Below are 17,268 nucleotides of genomic sequence, written 5' to 3' on the forward strand. Positions count from 1 at the left end.
GCGTGTTCACGCTAAATTGCAATTCGACGCCTTCAATGACGTGAACTTGGCGGAAATGCCATATATAATCTGGGCCAAACCCAAACACATGAGAATGAGGGGACTATGGGGCGCATCATCAAGTGGTTATTTTATCTGGTTGTTTTAGGCGGCATCGGGCTGGTCTGTTATGCCTATGTCGGCCCATTTTTGGGTGCCGATTTTTCTGCGCCTGCGGATGAAGTGCGTCAGGAGGTCATCCTGCATGTGGAATAAGGCCGCCATTCTGGTGGCCCTATGGCCGGGGCTTGCGCTCGCGCAGCAGCCCCTGTCCGCAATAGACTGGCTGTCGAACTCGATCGAGGCCACCCCCATCGCAATGCCCCCGGCCCAAGACAATCTGGGCAGCAGCGAAATCCCTGAAGTGGTGGTCACTCCTTTGGGAGGGCCCTCGCCCGATGCGGCTGGACTGTTGGCGCGGTCTGTCACCGGCTTCCCCAGAGACCTGTGGTCCCAAAGCGACCCAGAGGATTTGGCCCGCCTGATGCGCCAGGCCGGAAATGCAGAGCTGCCCGCCATTCGCGCCCTGATGTTCACGCTGTTACTGGCCGAGGCCGATGCGCCCACCGGTCTGCAACGCACCGGCGATTTTCTACAATTGCGTGTGGATCAGCTTTTGCGTCTTGGTGCCGTGGAACAAGCCGAAGCCCTGATGGAGCGCGCGGGAATCGACACGCCAGAGCTGTTTCAGCGCGCATTCGATGCTTCTTTGCTGACTGGCAACGAAGACACGCGCTGCGCGGAGATTGACCGGAGGCCAGAACTATCCGCCCGTTATCCGGCGCGAATCTTTTGTTTGGCACGGCGCGGAAACTGGAGCACCGCAGCACTGGTTCTGGGCACAGCCGAAGTGCTTGGAATGCTGACCCCTGCCGAGGATGCGCTGCTTGCGCGTTTCCTTGATCCTGACCTTTTCGAAGCAGACGACATGCTGGCCTTTCCGGATGTGCCCACACCGCTGGAATTTCGCATGTTCGAGGCGATCGGCGAGCGTATGCCAACTGCTCCCCTGCCCCGCGCCTTTGCCCACGCAGACCTGCGCCCCGTGGCGGGTTGGAAAGCACAGCTTGAGGCAGCAGAGCGTCTTGCGCGTGCTGGCGCCCTGTCCGAGAACAGCTTCCTTGGCATCTATTCCGCCCGTTTGCCCGCTGCATCCGGTGGCGTCTGGGATCGCGTCGAAGCGGTACAGCGGTTTGAAACCGCTTTGAACCGCCGCGATAAGCAGGCGATCATCCGCACGCTGCCAGACGCGTGGAACCGTATGGGCGAAGTCGGCCTACAGGTACCCTTTGCCCGCCTCTTCGGCACTCGGCTTTTGGACATTGACCTGAATGGGGCGCATGAACGTCAGGCGCTTGAGGTTGCGCTCTTGTCTCCCGGTTATGAGGAAGCCGCGCGACGTTTGCCCAACATCACGCCGACCGACGCGATGCTGCGCGCCATCGCCTCTGGGCAGATGCCGGACAGGCCGCCCTCGCAACCGCAACTTCGGGCGATCTACGACGGATTTACCAACGATCCTTCGCGCCAGTTGCAAGCCATGATCGACAACGGCGCCATTGGCGAAGCGATCCTGAGTGCAATGGCCAAGCTGTCTCAGGACCTGCGCAGCGATCCGCGCCAGATCACAGAGGCGCTTTCGCTCTTTCGGGCAGTTGGACTTGTCGGCACCGCGCGCTCGGTCGCGCTACAGCTGTTGCTATTGGAGACTGTCTGAGGGCTGGCATGGAAGACCACCGCTGGATTTCCAGCTTTCTCGAAGCGCAGGCCGCCGAACAGAACGCCGCAACGAACACGTTGCTGGCATATGGGCGGGATCTGAAAGATGCGGCAGACTGGTTGGCGCGGAACGGCAGCGGCTTTGCCACCGCGCGACGCAATGACCTAGAGAACTACCTGATTTTTTGCGAGGCGCAGGGCCTGTCCCAGTCCACGCGTGCGCGTCGCTTGTCAGCGCTAAAACAGTTATTCCGCTTCGTACACGATGAGGGATGGCGCGACACCAACCCCGCCATTCAGATCACCGGACCGGGCAAAGCGAAACGCCTGCCCAAGACCCTAAGCCAAGAGGACGTCACGCGCCTGCTAGATGCCGCTGCCGACTCGGGACGTAACGCAGCCGAGCAGGCCCGCAACACATGCTTGATGGAACTCCTCTACGGCACGGGAATGCGCGTGACAGAACTGGTGAGCTTGCCCGTGGCCGCCACACGCGGTGATCCCCGCATGCTCCTGATCAAGGGCAAAGGCGGCAAAGAGCGTATGGTCCCTCTGTCTGAGCCCGCCCGTGACGCCCTGATCCTGTGGCTTGAACACCGCGATGCTGCCGAGGAAGAGGCGCGGCTCAAGGGCAAACCTGCCTCGCCCTATCTCTTTCCGTCGCGGGGCAAACTCGGGCACCTGACCCGCCACGCCTTCTACCTGATGATCAAGGATTTCGCCGTTCAGGGCGGCGTGTCCCCGTCGGCGGTCACGCCGCACACCTTACGCCACGCCTTTGCGACTCACCTCTTGGCCAACGGGGCTGACCTGCGGGCGATCCAAACGCTTCTGGGGCACGCGGACCTTGGCACCACGGAAATCTACACGCATGTTCTGGAAGAGCGGCTGAAATCGCTGGTTTTCGAACATCACCCCTTGGCGAAAGGCCCATAAAGCGCCATCTGCCCCCAAAACACTTCTGAGAGACTTATGGACACCTCCCTATTTGACGCTTCGTTCTGGACGACCGCCGGTGGCATTTTGCTGCTTCTGGTTTTCTCTGGTCTGTTTTCGGGTTCGGAAACCGCGCTGACAGCCGCCTCGCGCGGGAAACTGCGGGCCAACGCGGACAAAGGATCCAAGGGCGCGGAACAAGCGCTCAAGATCACCGAAGACAATGAACGTCTGATCGGCTCGGTCCTGCTCGGGAATAACCTTGTCAACATTCTGGCGACATCGCTGGCAACCGCGCTTTTTACCCGCCTTTTCGGGGAATCGGGCGTGGCGCTTGCGACCATGGTGATGACCCTGCTGGTCCTGATCTTTGCCGAGGTGCTGCCAAAAACCTACGCGATCACCAATGCCGAGGTGGCCGCCGCCCGTGCAGCCCCCATGATCACCCTGATCGTCAAAGTCTTTTCGCCCATCGTTTCAGCCGTCCGCGCCTTGGTCCGTTTGGTGCTGCGCATGTTCGGCGTTCAGATCGACCCTGACAGCCAAATTCTCGCCGTGCGCGAAGAAATCGCAGGCGCCTTGCACCTCGGTCACTCCGAAGGGGTGGTCGAGAAAGAGGACCGCGACCGCATTCTTGGCGCGCTAGACCTCAACGACCGCTACGTCGAAGAGGTCATGCTGCACCGTTCCTCGATCGAGATGATCAATGCCGAGGATTCGATCGAAGACATTCTGGCCCAGTGTCTGGAAAGCAATCACACCCGCCTGCCCCTGTTCAAAGGCGATCAGGAGAACATCATCGGCGTGGTCCATGCCAAGGATCTGATGCGCGCGATGGACACCATCCTGCGCGACGAAGAGGCGATGAAGGCCTTTGATATCGCCAGTGTTGCGATGAAGCCCTATTTCATTCCCGACACCACCTCGCTGGATGAACAGATGCGCCAGTTCCTGCGCCGCCGCACGCACTTTGCGCTGGTGGTGGACGAGTACGGCAGCATCGAAGGCCTGATCACGCTGGAAGACATCCTCGAAGAGATCGTCGGTCAGATCACCGACGAATTCGACGCCGAGGCTGAACTGCCGATCAAGAAGGCCGAGGATGGCACCTATATCGTCGAGGGCCACATGACGATCCGCGACCTGAACCGCGCAACCGAATGGAACCTGCCGGACGACGAGGCGAACACCATCGCGGGCCTTGTGATCCACGAAGCGCAGACCATCCCGACCCCCGGTCAGGTGTTCAGCTTCCACGGCTTCCGCTTCTTGGTTCTGGCGCGCGAGGCCAACCGGATCACCAAGCTGAAGATCCGCCCCCTGCAGTAAGGGCTGGACAGTCCGCCGCGTTCCGGCCACTTTCTGAACAACCGTTCAGTTAGGGGAGGAACTCGGATGGATTTGACTGGCGTAAAGGCTGTCGTTACCGGCGGCGCATCGGGATTGGGCAACGCCACAGCGCGGTTTCTGGCCGCCTCGGGGGCACAGATTGTCCTGCTGGACCGCGACACCGCGCGGGGCACAGAACAGGCCGCCGAGATCGGAGCAGGATTTCAGGAATGCGACGTCACGGACGAGGGGTCTGTTCAGGCCGCCCTATCCGCTGCCGCTGATCACATGGGCGGGCTGACAGCCGCGATCAACTGCGCGGGCATCGCGACCGCGGAAAAGACTTTGGGCCGCAATGGGCCGCACGGACTGGACAGCTGGAAACGCACGATAGACATCAACCTGACTGGCAGCTTTAACGTCGGACGCTTGGCCGCTGAAATCATGTCGAAAAACACGCCAGATGCGGACGGACAGCGCGGCGTGATCGTCAACACCGCCTCTATTGCCGCGTTCGAGGGGCAAAAGGGCCAAGCCGCCTACGCCGCCTCCAAAGGGGGGATCGCGGCGCTGGCCCTACCCATGGCGCGGGACTTGGCATCGGTTGGGGTACGCTGCATGGCGATCGCGCCGGGCATCTTCCGCACGCCGATGCTGGAAAGTCTGGGCCAAGAGGTCATGGACGGCCTCGCCGCTGACGTGACCTTTCCCAAACGCCTTGGTGATCCGCAGGAATACGCGCGCACCGTCGGGTTCATCCTGACCTGCCCCTATTTGAACGGGTCGGTCATCCGGATCGACGGCGCGCTGCGCATGCCTTAGCCGGCGGCCTTCTCTTCAAGCTCCAGCCACTCTTCTTCGGCGGCAGCGAGTTTCTCCTGCCGCTCGACCAGCGCTTCGGTCGCCTTCTTGAACTTGAGCGGCTCTTTGGTGAAGAGCTCGGGATCAGCAAGGAACTCTTCGAGCTTCGCGATCTCGGCCTCAAGGCGCTCCATCTCGGCAGGCAGCGCATCAAGGCGGTGCTTCTCGCTGTAGCTCAGACCATCTTTGGCAGGCTTGGGCGCGACGGCAGGTTTCGGCGCTGCCACAGGCTTCTCGGCCTTGGGGGCGGCTTTGGCCTCTTCTTTCGCGGTCAGAGCCTTTTGCGTCTGATAGTCGGACCAGCCGCCGGCATAAACTGTCGCCTTGCCGTTGCCCTCCATCGCGATGGTCGTCGCCGATACGCGGTCTAGGAAGTCACGGTCGTGGCTGACCAGCAGCACGGTGCCATCATAGCTGTCCAGCAACTCTTGCAGCAGGTCCAGCGTTTCGACGTCCAGATCGTTGGTCGGTTCGTCGAGAACCAAAAGGTTGCTCTCGCGCGCCATAATCTTGGCCAGCAACAGACGCGCCTTCTCACCGCCCGACAGGCTGCGCACAGGGGCGCGGGCTTGGGCTTCGGCGAACAGGAATTCCTTTAGGTAGCCGACCACGTGCTTGGGGTTGCCGCGCACCATCACCTGATCCGCCTGCCCGCTGACGCGCATGTCAGGATCGCCGGTCAGGCTGTCCCACAGGGTCATTTCGGGGTCCAGCTGCGCACGGGTCTGGTCAAAGATCGCGGGCAGCAGGTTGGTGCCAAGGGTCACGGTGCCCGTATCCGGCTGCTCCTGCCCCATCAGCATTTTCAGCAGCGTCGTCTTGCCCACGCCGTTCGGGCCGACAAAAGCCACACGGTCCCCCCGCTGGATCTTGATCGAGAAGTCCCGCAGGATCACCTTGTCGCCATAGGTCTTGCTGATGCCCTCAGCCTCGATCACGCGCTTGCCCGACTGAGGGCCGCTTTCCAGCGCCATAGCGGCAGCGCCTTGGCGTTTGATCTGGCTGGCACGCTGAGCACGCAGGTCCTGTAGGGCGCGGACACGGCCTTGGTTCCGCTTACGGCGGGCGCTGATGCCTTCGACAGCCCAACGGGCCTCGGCCTTGATCTTGCGGTTCAGCTTGTGGCGCTGCTCGTCCTCGTCTTCCCAGACTTTGTCGCGCCATGCCTCGAAGTTCTCGAATCCCAACTCCTGACGGCGGACCTCTCCTCGGTCGACCCACAAGGTCGCTCGGGTCAACGCACGCAGGAACGCACGGTCGTGCGAGATCAGGACAAAAGCGTCGCGGGTGGTCTTCAGCTCGTTTTCCAGCCACGCAATCGCCTCGATATCGAGGTGGTTGGTCGGCTCGTCCAGCAGCATCAGCTCGGGCGCTTCGGCCATCAGTTTGGCCAGCGCGGCGCGGCGGCGTTCCCCGCCAGAGGCCACGTTCACATCGCGGCTGGGATCGAACTTCAGCCCCTCGGCCACCATTTCGATCTTGTACATCTCGGCGGCATCCAGGCGGCTCGAGGCGAAATCGCCAAGCGTCGCGAACCCTTCCATGGTGGGGTCCTGCTCCATGTAGCCCACGGTGATGCCCGGCCCCGCCACGCGGTCGCCGCTGTCAGGTTCGACCAGACCGGCCATGACCTTCATCAGGGTGGATTTGCCGGACCCGTTGCGGCCAACCAAGGCCACACGGTCCCCCGGCTGAATGTTCAGCGAGAGGCCGGAGAAAACAGGATCACCGCCGAAAGTCAGCGAGATGTCGGAAAGCTGGAGTAAGGGTGCGCGTGCCATGGCATCGCGCTATCCCCGCCCTGCATCGCCGTCAAGGGGTCAGCCTGCGACGGCGCGCAGCAGCTTCTTGCGGGCGGGGGGAATCGCTGCGATTTCAACACCGGTAAAGACATGGAGCGTATTCATCTGGGCATCGACAACTGCGTGGTCACTGACCCAGCCACCCATCATCAGATAGGTTTTCAATAACGGCGGCATCCGGCGCATCGCCAGTTTCGCGTCTGGTTTCCGACGCAGACGAGCGGCAAAACGAAAGACGTTCGGCGCCTTGACCTTGGGCAGCCAGCGCTTGGGGCCAAGGTGACGCTCCTTGAGCAGCGCGAAAGCGTCGAAGTATTCCTGCGCATCAATCCCACGAAAGCTGGAGCACCCGAAGAGCATTTCGACCCCTGTGTCATCCACGTAGCGGGTCATCGCCCCCCACGCGACTCGGAGGATGTCAGGATCCGTCAGGTCTGGATGAATACAAAAGCGCCCCATCTCGACCATCGTGCCCGCATAAGCTTCGAGCGCGGCCAGATCATAGTATTGCGCGGCGTAGCTGCGGGAAATCTCGGACCCCGACGTCAGGTGGAGCATCCGAAAACAGCAAACCAGCGCGCCAGTGCGCTGATCCTCGACCAACATGTGATGGCAGATCTCGTCGTAATCGTCAGCATCCAGACCATCTGCGCAAGGCTCTGCCCCCGTCTCAGCCACAAATGCCAGATAGCGCAGGCGCTGCGCGGCCTCGAGATCGGCGGGCGTCTCGGCCAGACGGGTGCGATAGCGTCCCTTTACCATGTTCAGCATCACAGGCACCTGCAACGAAGGGTTTTCACCCGCCTAGCATACAGCCTGCGACGCAACCGTGACAGGGAAACTTAACCGTCGAAGGCTTGGCTCAGGTCCAGACCGCCAACGTTTCCGAAGAGCTGGGTCAGGAAGGGAACATCGTTTGCGTTGTTGCCAGTCACACGGCGCGACAGGGGCACAACTTTGCCGTCCTGAAGGGTGTAGCGTTCGACATTCGAAACCACGCCGGCGTCATCGAACCGGATCGCAACGATCTGACGATCCACAATTTCCGGCTCGCGCATTCCGTAGCTACGCACATTTTTTGACACGTAGTAATAGGCGTCACTGCGGGCCACACCCGAGGTCGTCGGCGTCCCGATCACCTCGGATACTGTGTCGCGCGTGTCCACGCCCACAAGAATGTTCGCCAGATCGTCGTCCGAGGGCGTATACCCATGCAAACGGTACTGCGCCACACATCCTGCGACGGCGATCACTGCTGCCAGGCAGGTCGCCCGTCCCATCCATTTAACCGCTCGCATCCTGCTGCCCCTATTGAACTCGACATATATAAGCTTTTATCCCGATTACAGAAGGAAAGGCACCGGTTCAAGAATGCAAGACTCAGCTCCCCTACCGCAGCACATCCTGCGGATCGCGGATTTGCCCCAGCGCAAACCCACTCGCGTCACCCTGACGCCCACCCCCGAGGAAATGCGCGCCGTTGCCTCTGATCTGGGTCTGGATGGCCTGCGAAAGCTACGATTCGAGGCTGAATTGTCCCCGATGGGCAAGACCGACTGGCGGCTCAAGGGTACCTTGGGCGCGACTGTGGTACAGCCCTGCGTGGTCACACTAGAGCCTGTAACAACGCGTATCGATACGGGAATCGAGCTGACATATTTGGCAGACTTGCCTGAAATTGAGGGCGAGGAAGTGGAAATGCCCGAAGACGAGTCGATCGAACGCTTGCCCGCTACGATCGATATCGCAGAAGTGATGATCGAGTCGCTGGCCCTGAACATCCCGCTTTATCCCCGCGCCGAGGGCACCGATCCGGTCGAAATGCAGGTGACCGAGCCCGGCAAGAAGGCGATGACGGATGAAGATGCCAAGCCTTTCGCTGGCTTAGCAGCCCTTCGGGATAAATTAGGCGGGGACAGCGGGGAAAATTCCTGATACCCCCTTGCAGAACGCCGGAAAAAAGGTATTTTCCGCGCCTCATCGGAATTTTGGGTTGGACACGGACTGCGCCTAGGACTATAGGCCCCGTCAACCCGCAACGACGCCGGGCAACGCCCCAGACTGACAACTCCGGGCCCCGCCCGCCTAAAGCATAGAGGTAGGACAATGGCTGTCCAACAGAACAAAGTTTCGAAATCGCGCCGCAACAACCGCCGTGCCCATGACGCTCTGGTTGCAGGCAACCCCAACGAGTGCACCAACTGTGGCGAGCTGAAGCGCCCTCACCACGTGTGCCCCTCGTGCGGCCACTACGACGATCGTGAAGTCGTAGCGCTGAACAACGAGATCGATCTGGACGAAGACGCAGCGTAAGCTTCTTCTTTGAGAGAACGGGCGACCCATGACTGCGACCCAGAATCCTGAGCGCACGGACGCCCGTACCGTCACCCTATCCATTGACGCAATGGGTGGGGATCGCGGGCCATCGGCAGTGATCGACGGCCTTGCGCTCTCGGCAGAGAAAAATCCTGACATTCGCTTCCTTGTCCATGGTCCAGCCGCCGAGCTGGAGCAGCTGATCGCCCGCAAGCGCGGTCTGGCAGAGCGATGCACCGTGCGCGATGCCGCTGGTGTCGTCAGTATGGAAGACAAACCCAGTCAAGTGATGCGCCATGGCAAGGGAACTTCGATGTTCTCGGCCATTGATGCTGTCCGCAATGGTGAGGCGGACGTCTGCGTGAGCTGCGGCAACACCGGTGCCCTGATGGCGCTGTCGATGGTCCGTCTACGCAAGCTCCCCGGTGTAAATCGTCCCGCGATTGCGGTGCTTTGGCCCTCTCGCAACCCGATGGGCTTTAACGTCATGCTCGACGTCGGGGCTGATATCCGTGCGGACGAAGAAGACCTGCTGCAATACGCGCTGATGGGTGCGTCCTACGCCCGCAACGGTCTGGATTTGGCCCGCCCCCGTATCGGTCTGCTGAACGTCGGCACCGAAGAGCATAAGGGCCGCGCCGAAATGAAGGCTGCGCATGACCTAATCGAAGCAAATGCCGAAGCCGGCAATTTCGACTTCGTCGGTTTTGTCGAAGGCGGCGACATCCCCTCGGACAAAGTTGACGTGATCGTCACCGACGGCTTCACCGGCAACATCGCGCTCAAAACCGGTGAAGGCACCGCGAGCCTTGTGCGCTCTTTGCTCAAAGAAGCGTTCGAGTATAGCTTCCTTTCCAAGATCGCTGCTCTGCTGGCTCTGACATCGCTCAAACGTTTGCAGAAGCGTATCGATCCGCGCCGCGTGAATGGTGGCGTATTCCTCGGGCTCAACGGGACCGTGGTGAAATCACATGGCTCTGCCGATTCAACTGGTGTTTCGGCCGCCGTGAAGCTGGCCTTCCAACTGGCGCAGAGCGGATTTACGAACAAACTCGCCGCGCGGGTTGCATCTGCAGCAACGCTGGCTCAGGATGCCCGAAACACAAACGATAACTAAAAACGGTTCTGAACAAATGACTCTTCGAGCGGTGGTGAAAGGCGTTGGGCATTACCTGCCTGAGCGGGTGGTTCCTAATAGCGAGTTCGAAGAGACGATCGACACCAGCGACGAATGGATTCGCAGCCGCTCTGGCATTGAGCGCCGCCATTTTGCCGCCGACGGTCAGACCACATCCGATCTGGGCATTCGCGCCGCCAAGGCCGCGCTGGCTGACGCTGGCCTAGAGGCCGATGATCTGGACGCCATTGTGGTGGCCACCTCGACCGCCGATTTTACCTTCCCGTCTGCAGCGACCATGATTCAGTCCGGTCTGGGCATGACCCGCGGATTTGCCTTTGATGTGCAAGCTGTCTGTGCAGGCTTTGTTTTTGCGCTCACAAATGCGAACGGTCTCATTCTTTCTGGTCAGGCCAAACGCGTTCTCGTGATCGGCGCTGAGACCTTTAGCCGGATCATGGATTGGGAAGACCGCGGCACCTGTGTCCTGTTTGGCGACGGCGCTGGCGCGTTGATCCTAGAGGGCGAAGAAGGCGCTGGTTCAACGGACGATCGAGGCATTCTGGCGACCGATCTAAACTCGGACGGCACGTATCGTGACATCCTGTATGTGGACGGTGGCGTGTCCACCGGAACGACTGGCCACCTGCGCATGCAGGGCAAGGAAGTCTTCCGCCATGCCATTGAAAAGCTTGCACAAACCGCGCACACCTCGCTCGAAAAAATCGGGCTGTCCGGTGACGATGTGGACTGGATTGTGCCCCATCAGGCCAACCTGCGCATCATCAAAGGCACCGCCCAAAAGATGGGTGTGCCCATGGACCGCGTGGTCGTGACCGTTCAGGATCATGGCAATACCTCGGCCGCATCTATCCCGCTGGCGCTGTCTGTCGGCAAGGAACGCGGACAGATCAAACAGGGCGATCTGGTTGTCACCGAAGCCATCGGCGGTGGTCTCGCATGGGGCTCTGTGGTCATCCGGTGGTAACGAAACGTACACCTCCGGCAAGTTGTTGATATTGACTCGTAAAATCCAAGCACCCTATTGTTCACTGAGCAACGGGGAGAGCTATCATGGGTGAAAAGACCCTTACGCGGATGGACCTTAGCGAAGCCGTCTTCAACGAAGTCGGTTTGTCGCGAAATGAATCCGCACAGCTGGTAGAAAGCGTCTTGGAACACATGTCCGATGCGCTTGTGAGTGGTGAACAAGTCAAAATTTCCTCATTCGGAACCTTCAGTGTTCGGGAAAAGGCGGCGCGTGTTGGCCGCAACCCTAAAACCGGCGAGGAAGTGCCAATCCACCCCCGCCGTGTGCTGACGTTCCGTCCATCGCATCTGATGAAGGACCGTGTCGCAGACGGGAATCGCAAAAAATAAGGCTTCCCGATGGCCCGAAAGTCCCCTGATGCGTTTCGAACAATCAGCGAAGTCGCTGACTGGTTAGAAACCCCTGCCCACGTTCTGCGGTTCTGGGAGAGTAAGTTCACTCAGGTGAAACCGGTCAAGCGTGCCGGCGGGCGACGTTATTACCGACCCGCCGACATGGAATTGCTTGGCGGGATCAAGAAGTTGCTCCACGATGAGGGCATGACGATCAAAGGCGTGCAGAAAATTCTGCGCGAGCAGGGCGTCAAGCACGTGGCTGGATTGTCAGAGACGATAACAACGGCTGATACCAAATCCGTAACTGTCGAGAGTGAAAGCGTCCCAGCCCCGCCCAAACCGGAGCAGACGCTGCCGGAACAGGCGCCCCTGCCCCCGCTCCCGAAGACAGAGAAACGCGAACCGCCAAGCGAGGCGGAAGACGGTTACCAGCAGGGCAATCTCTTTGGCGACGATTTCGAGGACACGAGCGAAGTGGAGCTTTTGGAGGTCGATGTCGAAGACATTCCTGCCCCAGCGCCCGCCGAAATCATTCCACTGCGCCCTGCCCCGGAGCCAGCGGCCCCAAAGGCGGCCCAAGCGCCCGAGTTTGTTCGTGAACCTGCGCCGCGCCTTCTGGCTATGGCATTGCAAACACCGGAAAAACAGCTTCCTGCGCTTAGCGCGCTGGCGCCACAGATCCGCGCCCTGCACGCGCGACTAAGCCAACCGAAATAATTTCAAAAATCGGCGATTTCGCTCTTGCGCCTGCCGCCCACAACTGTAGAAAGCCTCACACAACGTCGGGCTATAGCGCAGCCTGGTAGCGCGTCCGTCTGGGGGACGGAAGGTCGCAGGTTCGAGTCCTGCTAGCCCGACCATTAAAACGCCCGAGTGCCTACACGGCCTCGGGCGTTTAATGTATCTGGGGATCGGTAACGATCCGAAGCGAGGAGGCCGCGACATGACCCTGCCCACCGGTGTTTTGCCGAGTCAGACAATCTCTGAAATGGTTGAGAACGGTGCGATCACGATTGACGCCCCCCTGCTGACCGGCCAAGTCCAACCTGCCAGCCTCGATCTGCGCCTCGGCAAGGTAGCCTACCGGATACGCGCCTCGTTCCTACCGGGTCAAGGGGTGCCAGTGGCAGAGCGGCTGGACGACTTCACCATGCACCAGATCGATCTGACGAATGGTGCCGTGCTGGAGAAGGGCTGCGTCTATCTGGTTCCGCTGATGGAGGGCTTGAACCTGCCCAACGGCATCACCGCCGTGGCGAACGCCAAGTCCTCGACTGGCCGTCTGGACCTACTGACGCGCTGTGTGACCGACGGTGGCACAGAATTCGATCGCATTCCCGCAGGCTACTCTGGTCCCTTGTACACCGAGATTTGCCCGCGTTCGTTCAGTGTTCTGGTCCGCCCGGGCATGCGCCTGAACCAGATCCGTTTCCGCAATGGCCAAAGCGTGCTGGATGATGATGCCCTGCGCGCCTTGCACGCCTCTGAGACGCTGGTGAACGGAGAGCCAGTCATTGACGATGGTCTGGGCTTCTCGGTCGATCTGAGGCTCTCTGGCACCGATCTTGTGGGCTACCGCGCGAAACCCCACACGGGTGTGATTGATCTGGACCGCATCGGCGCATATGACCCTGCCGAGTTTTGGGAAGAAATCCGCACCGACAAGGGCCGCATCATCCTCGACCCCGGTGCATTCTACATTCTGGTCAGCCAAGAGGCTGTACACATTCCCCCAGCCTACGCCGCCGAAATGGCGCCCTATCTCGCAATGGTTGGGGAATTTCGCGTGCACTATGCCGGGTTCTTCGACCCTGGCTTTGGCCACGCAGCAGTTGGCGGCTCCGGCGCACGCGGCGTCCTAGAGGTCCGCTGCCACGAAGCGCCATTTGTGCTCGAGCATGGGCAAGTCGTTGGGCGCCTGATCTATGAGAAAATGGCAGATCGTCCCGCGACTCTCTACGGCGCGGATCTGGCGTCGAACTATCAGGGACAGGGTCTCAAACTGTCCAAGCACTTCAAGTGATCAGAAGCGGCGCATCACACGGCTGATTTGGCGCGCTTTCTTGGCGATATCACCATTCTTCTGACCGGAGACGGGGCCACCTTTGGACCCTTTTCCTTTGGAAAAATGGTCGATGCCAGCGTTGATGCCTTTGTTCATCAGGCGGCGTCCGAACAGACGCATGGCGATGTTGATGATCTGGTTGGCGTTCATGGTGGCCTCTCGGTTGCAACGTTTTAAAGGTACGCTCGCCGCGCACCATTTCAACCCGCAGACGTGGATCAATCTTCGAACAACTCGGTTTGACCCGCCAATTCTTCGTCTTGATCCTCTTCGCCGCGCGGCGTGGGAATGGTCCCTGCCCCGAGCATCCGACTGTCGAGCAAGCCCGCTGAGCGCAGTTCTGACAGGCCTGGCAAATCACGCGCGCTCTCCAATCCGAAGTGATCCAAGAACTCTTGCGTCACGACAAAAGTCACCGGGCGTCCCGGTGTCATGCGGCGGCGGCCAAAGCGAATCCACTCCATATCCAACAGCTGGTCAATGGTGCCGCGACTCACGGTAACGCCGCGAATCTCTTCAATCTCAGCCCGGGTGACAGGCTGGTGATAGGCGATGATCGCCAGCGTCTCGATCGCAGCACGGGACAGCTTGCGGACCTCGATCCGCTCTTGCTGCATAAGGAACGCCAGATCGGGCGCAGTGCGGAACGCCCAAGCATCGCCGACGCGCACCACACGCACCCCCCTGCCCTCGTACCGCTTGCGCAGGTAGGCCAGCGCTTCGGCCGCGTCACAGCCATGGGGCATCCGCGCGTTCAACTCGGCAACGGTCACAGGCTCTGCGCTGGCAAAGAGAATGGCTTCGACCATACGCTCCTGCTCGGCGATGACTGGCGCGTCAAACAAGCTCTGTTCTTCGTCGTGCTTACTCATGGCGGTTTTCCCGTCGGCGCAACTGGATCGGCGCAAAGGTTTCGGTTTGGCGGATCTCGGCTTTGCCCTCTTTGACGAGTTCCAAAGAGGCAGCAAAGGTCGCAGCAGTGGCAGTCCGGCGGCGCTTGGGGTCCTCGACCCAGCCGTCCGGCAAATAGGTCGACAGGTCCACCCATTCACCGACAAAGCCGATCAGGCTCCGCATCTTTTCCAACGCTTCTTCCATGGTCAGGATGCTGTCGCGATCCAGCACAAAGGGGCGGAATTCATCCTTGGTCCGAATGCGGGCATACCCGCGCATTAGATCGAGGATCGTGGCGGTGTATTGCACTTTGCGCACGCGCTCCATGTCCTCTGGCAAACCGCGGGCAAAGAAATCACGTCCCAATTGGTCCCGTGCCATCAGCTTGGCCGCTGCGTCACGCATGGCTTGCAGACGCTCCAGCTGGAACGCGAGATGTGCGGCCAGTTCTTCACCCGTGGGGCCATCCTCGGTCGGATCGGGGGGCAGCAGAAGGCGCGATTTCAAGAAGGTCAGCCACGCCGCCATCACCAGATAATCGGCGGCAAGCTCGATCCGCAGCTTCTTGGCTTTTTCTACGAACGCCAGATATTGCTGCGCCAGACGCAGAACGCTGACACGGCGCAGGTCGACTTTCTGGGTCCGCGACAGGGTGAGCAACACGTCCAGAGGCCCTTCAAAGCCTTCGACATCGACGATCAGCGCCTCGGCAGCGAGCCGGTCTTCGACGGTCGCGCCATCGCCCCGCCCGCGGGGATCATCGCTGAATAGATCGTCCATGGCCTCACCCGTTCAAGAGGGAGGAAAATTCTGCCTCTAGGGCCGAAATGTCAATATCGCGGGGGGATAGCCGCTGCGCCAAGGCCCGCTCCGCACGAACCTCCGCCTGTTCGGTCAGGTCACCACAGACGTTGGCAATACTCTCCATCTCGTCGAGCTCACCGTTGCAGTGCAAAACCACATCGCAGCCTGCCGCGATCGCTTTCTCAGACCGACGCGCAACAGTGCCGGACAGCGCGCCCATGCTGATGTCGTCGGTCATGATCAACCCGTCAAAGCCGATGTCTTGGCGGATTAAGCGCATCATCTTGGGCGACAGGGTGGCGGGGCGGTCATCCAGTGCCTCAAACACCAAATGTGCCGTCATACCCAAGGGTAAATCGCTCAGCGCCTTGAACGCCGCGAAATCCACGTTACTCAGGGTCTCTGCATCGATATCCACACGAGGCAAATCCAAGTGGCTGTCCACGCGGGCCCGACCATGGCCGGGCATATGCTTCAGCACCGGAAGCACGCCGCCATCTAGATGCCCCTCGGCGCAGGCACGGGCATTGGCAATCACATCTTGAAGTTCCTCGCCATAGCAGCGGTTGCGCAGGAACGGATGAGTATCCGCGCGGGCCACATCGGCCATCGGCGCGCAATTCCCGTCGATGCCAAAAGACAGCAGTTCTGCCGCAATCAGGCGGTAGCGCAGCCAGAACGCACGGGCGGCATTGGGACCGGCCGCGCGGGCCATTTCCAAGGGCGGCGTCCAATCACGCACCAGCGGTGGCCGCAAACGCGCCACGCGTCCCCCCTCTTGGTCAATGAAGATAGGCGCGTTCCAACCGACCGACTCGCGCAGATCCGCTGTCAGCTTTCGCAGCTGCTCCGCGCTCTCGATGTTCCGTGCAAACAGGATAAAGCCCCACGGTTGCGCGGCCCTGAAAAAGTCACGCTCGGCGCCTGTCAGCACAGGCCCCGAGCATCCAAAGATAGCGGCAAGGTTCATGGGTTAGCGCAGCGCGATCGGAATACAGGCCGCGTTGCCCGCCACCAGCACCGAGCAGAACCGGCGCGAGTCGGCCAGGTCGTCAAAGCCGTGCACACGCAGGCGGTAGAAAATGCGCCCACCACTCTCGGCCTTTTGGATCACACGGCTTTTGCCGTCGAAAAACTCAGCGAATTGGCCGCTGATGCGGGTCCATTCCACGCGCGCGATTTCGGGGCTCTCATAGGCGCCAAGCTGCACCAAACGGGTGCCAGCAGGCAGCGCGGTTGCGTCAAGTTCCGTTGCAGGCGATGTGATGGAGGCGACGAAGTCATCGCTGGCCGATGCGACCTGAACCGAGTCTCCTGCGGGGAACGGGCGAATCTGCGGGCGCAGGGCGACCACTGCGGAATCAGCAACGTCGTCCAGCATCAACGTTTCTTGGGGTTTCACTGCCAAAGCCAGTTGATTCGCCAAAGCCGCGAAGTCGTCTTCGGTATCAACAACGTTATCCAGCGGAACGGGAATGTTTGCCTCATCTACCAAAACGTCGGAATCGTTTTCTGCGAATTCGGTCGACTCTGCAGGGACTGGCTCGACAGGCATGATTTCGGACAGCGGAGCGTCCTCTGCGGCGACGTCCAGCTGTTCCGGAGCTAGGACGACTTGCTCAACGGGTGCGTTGTTCGCGCCTGCTGCCACCACTTCATTGACCGCGAGGCCCAGATTTTCGGCTTGTTCGCCACCGGGATCGGCGGGAGCCACGCGCACAGGCCCCTCCATCGCGGCGACGACGGGGATGCCGCTGACATCCCGCACAATCGTCCCGTAACCCCATAGAACAACAGCAGAAACCACAGCCACAGAGGCCACAGAACCGACAATATTAATCAGCTTGCGGCGCGGGCTGTCTTCGACAACGAAGTCCTGCATGTAGTCTGCGGGGTCATCCCAGCCATAGTTTCCACCATACTGGTTATAGGGCGTGTAACCGCCCTGTGACGATTGATAATCCGCCATCACTGCCTCTCTGATCCCAGCGATCCCGGAC

At 60.5% G+C, this 17,268-nt stretch carries 20 protein-coding genes and 1 tRNA gene; 13 read left to right on the forward strand and 8 right to left on the reverse strand.

Going from position 1 to position 17,268, the window contains the following annotated elements; translation table 11 throughout:
• Nucleotides 1–105: 105 nt before the first annotated feature.
• From BM225_RS21765 to BM225_RS03340, 5 genes are all read left to right on the forward strand, one after another.
• Nucleotides 106–255, forward strand: a complete 150-nt coding sequence (locus BM225_RS21765; protein WP_177218568.1) for a hypothetical protein — start codon at nucleotides 106–108, stop codon at nucleotides 253–255.
• Nucleotides 245–1,756 (forward strand): hypothetical protein, encoded by a 1,512-nt coding sequence (locus tag BM225_RS03325; RefSeq protein ID WP_092463841.1) that lies wholly within the window; start codon nucleotides 245–247, stop codon nucleotides 1,754–1,756. The genes BM225_RS21765 and BM225_RS03325 overlap by 11 nt, the downstream gene beginning before the upstream one ends.
• An 8-nt stretch (nucleotides 1,757–1,764) precedes the next feature.
• On the forward strand, nucleotides 1,765–2,694 hold the full coding sequence (locus BM225_RS03330; protein WP_072706955.1) for a site-specific tyrosine recombinase XerD: 930 nt from the start codon (nucleotides 1,765–1,767) through the stop codon (nucleotides 2,692–2,694).
• 36 nt (nucleotides 2,695–2,730) lie between these two features.
• Nucleotides 2,731–4,023, forward strand: a complete 1,293-nt coding sequence (locus BM225_RS03335) for an HlyC/CorC family transporter (protein WP_072706956.1) — start codon at nucleotides 2,731–2,733, stop codon at nucleotides 4,021–4,023.
• 66 nt (nucleotides 4,024–4,089) lie between these two features.
• On the forward strand, nucleotides 4,090–4,845 hold the full coding sequence (locus BM225_RS03340) for an SDR family NAD(P)-dependent oxidoreductase (RefSeq protein WP_072706957.1): 756 nt from the start codon (nucleotides 4,090–4,092) through the stop codon (nucleotides 4,843–4,845).
• On the opposite strand, the gene BM225_RS03345 is transcribed toward BM225_RS03340, so the two are convergent.
• The 3 genes from BM225_RS03345 to BM225_RS03355 all read right to left on the reverse strand — a co-directional run bounded on the left by BM225_RS03345 (nucleotide 4,842) and on the right by BM225_RS03355 (nucleotide 7,984).
• Nucleotides 4,842–6,665: an ABC-F family ATP-binding cassette domain-containing protein gene (locus tag BM225_RS03345; protein ID WP_072706958.1), complete on the reverse strand. Its 1,824-nt coding sequence runs from the start codon at nucleotides 6,663–6,665 to the stop codon at nucleotides 4,842–4,844. The genes BM225_RS03340 and BM225_RS03345 overlap by 4 nt on opposite strands.
• Nucleotides 6,666–6,704: 39 nt before the next feature.
• On the reverse strand, nucleotides 6,705–7,457 hold the full coding sequence (locus tag BM225_RS03350; RefSeq protein ID WP_072706959.1) for a GNAT family N-acetyltransferase: 753 nt from the start codon (nucleotides 7,455–7,457) through the stop codon (nucleotides 6,705–6,707).
• Between the two features lie 71 nt (nucleotides 7,458–7,528).
• A complete protein-coding gene (locus BM225_RS03355; RefSeq protein WP_072706960.1) occupies nucleotides 7,529–7,984 on the reverse strand; it encodes an outer membrane protein assembly factor BamE in 456 nt (151 codons plus the stop codon).
• A 73-nt stretch (nucleotides 7,985–8,057) separates the two neighbouring features.
• Between BM225_RS03355 and BM225_RS03360 the strand changes: the two genes are divergently transcribed.
• From BM225_RS03360 to BM225_RS03395, 8 genes are all read left to right on the forward strand, one after another.
• The gene (locus BM225_RS03360; protein ID WP_072706961.1) at nucleotides 8,058–8,621 is read left to right on the forward strand and encodes a YceD family protein; all 564 of its coding nucleotides are present in this window, start codon (nucleotides 8,058–8,060) and stop codon (nucleotides 8,619–8,621) included.
• Between the two features lie 171 nt (nucleotides 8,622–8,792).
• The gene (rpmF, locus tag BM225_RS03365) at nucleotides 8,793–8,999 is read left to right on the forward strand and encodes a 50S ribosomal protein L32 (protein ID WP_072706962.1); all 207 of its coding nucleotides are present in this window, start codon (nucleotides 8,793–8,795) and stop codon (nucleotides 8,997–8,999) included.
• A 28-nt stretch (nucleotides 9,000–9,027) separates the two neighbouring features.
• Complete coding sequence (gene plsX / locus BM225_RS03370; RefSeq protein WP_072706963.1) at nucleotides 9,028–10,119, forward strand: phosphate acyltransferase PlsX; 1,092 nt, start codon at nucleotides 9,028–9,030, stop codon at nucleotides 10,117–10,119.
• A gap of 16 nt (nucleotides 10,120–10,135) precedes the next feature.
• Complete coding sequence (locus tag BM225_RS03375; RefSeq protein WP_072706964.1) at nucleotides 10,136–11,107, forward strand: beta-ketoacyl-ACP synthase III; 972 nt, start codon at nucleotides 10,136–10,138, stop codon at nucleotides 11,105–11,107.
• An 86-nt stretch (nucleotides 11,108–11,193) separates the two neighbouring features.
• Nucleotides 11,194–11,499 (forward strand): integration host factor subunit alpha, encoded by a 306-nt coding sequence (gene ihfA / locus BM225_RS03380; protein ID WP_072706965.1) that lies wholly within the window; start codon nucleotides 11,194–11,196, stop codon nucleotides 11,497–11,499.
• A 9-nt stretch (nucleotides 11,500–11,508) separates the two neighbouring features.
• On the forward strand, nucleotides 11,509–12,222 hold the full coding sequence (locus tag BM225_RS22045; protein ID WP_072706966.1) for a MerR family transcriptional regulator: 714 nt from the start codon (nucleotides 11,509–11,511) through the stop codon (nucleotides 12,220–12,222).
• Nucleotides 12,223–12,288: 66 nt separating this feature from the next.
• Nucleotides 12,289–12,365: transfer RNA gene (locus tag BM225_RS03390), tRNA-Pro, on the forward strand.
• An 83-nt stretch (nucleotides 12,366–12,448) separates the two neighbouring features.
• Nucleotides 12,449–13,528, forward strand: a complete 1,080-nt coding sequence (locus BM225_RS03395; RefSeq protein WP_092463845.1) for a 2'-deoxycytidine 5'-triphosphate deaminase — start codon at nucleotides 12,449–12,451, stop codon at nucleotides 13,526–13,528.
• Here BM225_RS03395 and BM225_RS03400 read toward each other — a convergent pair whose 3' ends face one another.
• The 5 genes from BM225_RS03400 to BM225_RS03420 form a co-directional block, all read right to left on the reverse strand.
• Nucleotides 13,529–13,720 (reverse strand): hypothetical protein, encoded by a 192-nt coding sequence (locus BM225_RS03400; RefSeq protein WP_072706968.1) that lies wholly within the window; start codon nucleotides 13,718–13,720, stop codon nucleotides 13,529–13,531. It lies immediately after the preceding gene.
• A gap of 68 nt (nucleotides 13,721–13,788) precedes the next feature.
• On the reverse strand, nucleotides 13,789–14,442 hold the full coding sequence (scpB, locus tag BM225_RS03405) for an SMC-Scp complex subunit ScpB (protein ID WP_072706969.1): 654 nt from the start codon (nucleotides 14,440–14,442) through the stop codon (nucleotides 13,789–13,791).
• Nucleotides 14,435–15,244 carry a segregation and condensation protein A gene (locus BM225_RS03410; RefSeq protein ID WP_072706970.1) on the reverse strand — a complete coding sequence of 270 codons (810 nt, stop codon included), beginning with the start codon at nucleotides 15,242–15,244 and terminating at the stop codon, nucleotides 14,435–14,437. Before BM225_RS03410 ends, scpB begins: the two co-directional genes overlap by 8 nt.
• A gap of 4 nt (nucleotides 15,245–15,248) precedes the next feature.
• Nucleotides 15,249–16,238: a glycoside hydrolase family 3 N-terminal domain-containing protein gene (locus tag BM225_RS03415; protein WP_072706971.1), complete on the reverse strand. Its 990-nt coding sequence runs from the start codon at nucleotides 16,236–16,238 to the stop codon at nucleotides 15,249–15,251.
• Nucleotides 16,239–16,241: 3 nt separating this feature from the next.
• On the reverse strand, nucleotides 16,242–17,237 hold the full coding sequence (locus BM225_RS03420) for an SPOR domain-containing protein (protein ID WP_083595703.1): 996 nt from the start codon (nucleotides 17,235–17,237) through the stop codon (nucleotides 16,242–16,244).
• Between the last annotated feature and the right edge of the window lie 31 nt (nucleotides 17,238–17,268).

This window comes from Donghicola eburneus, from assembly GCF_900115865.1.
GTDB classification, from domain to species: Bacteria; Pseudomonadota; Alphaproteobacteria; order Rhodobacterales; family Rhodobacteraceae; genus Donghicola; species Donghicola eburneus.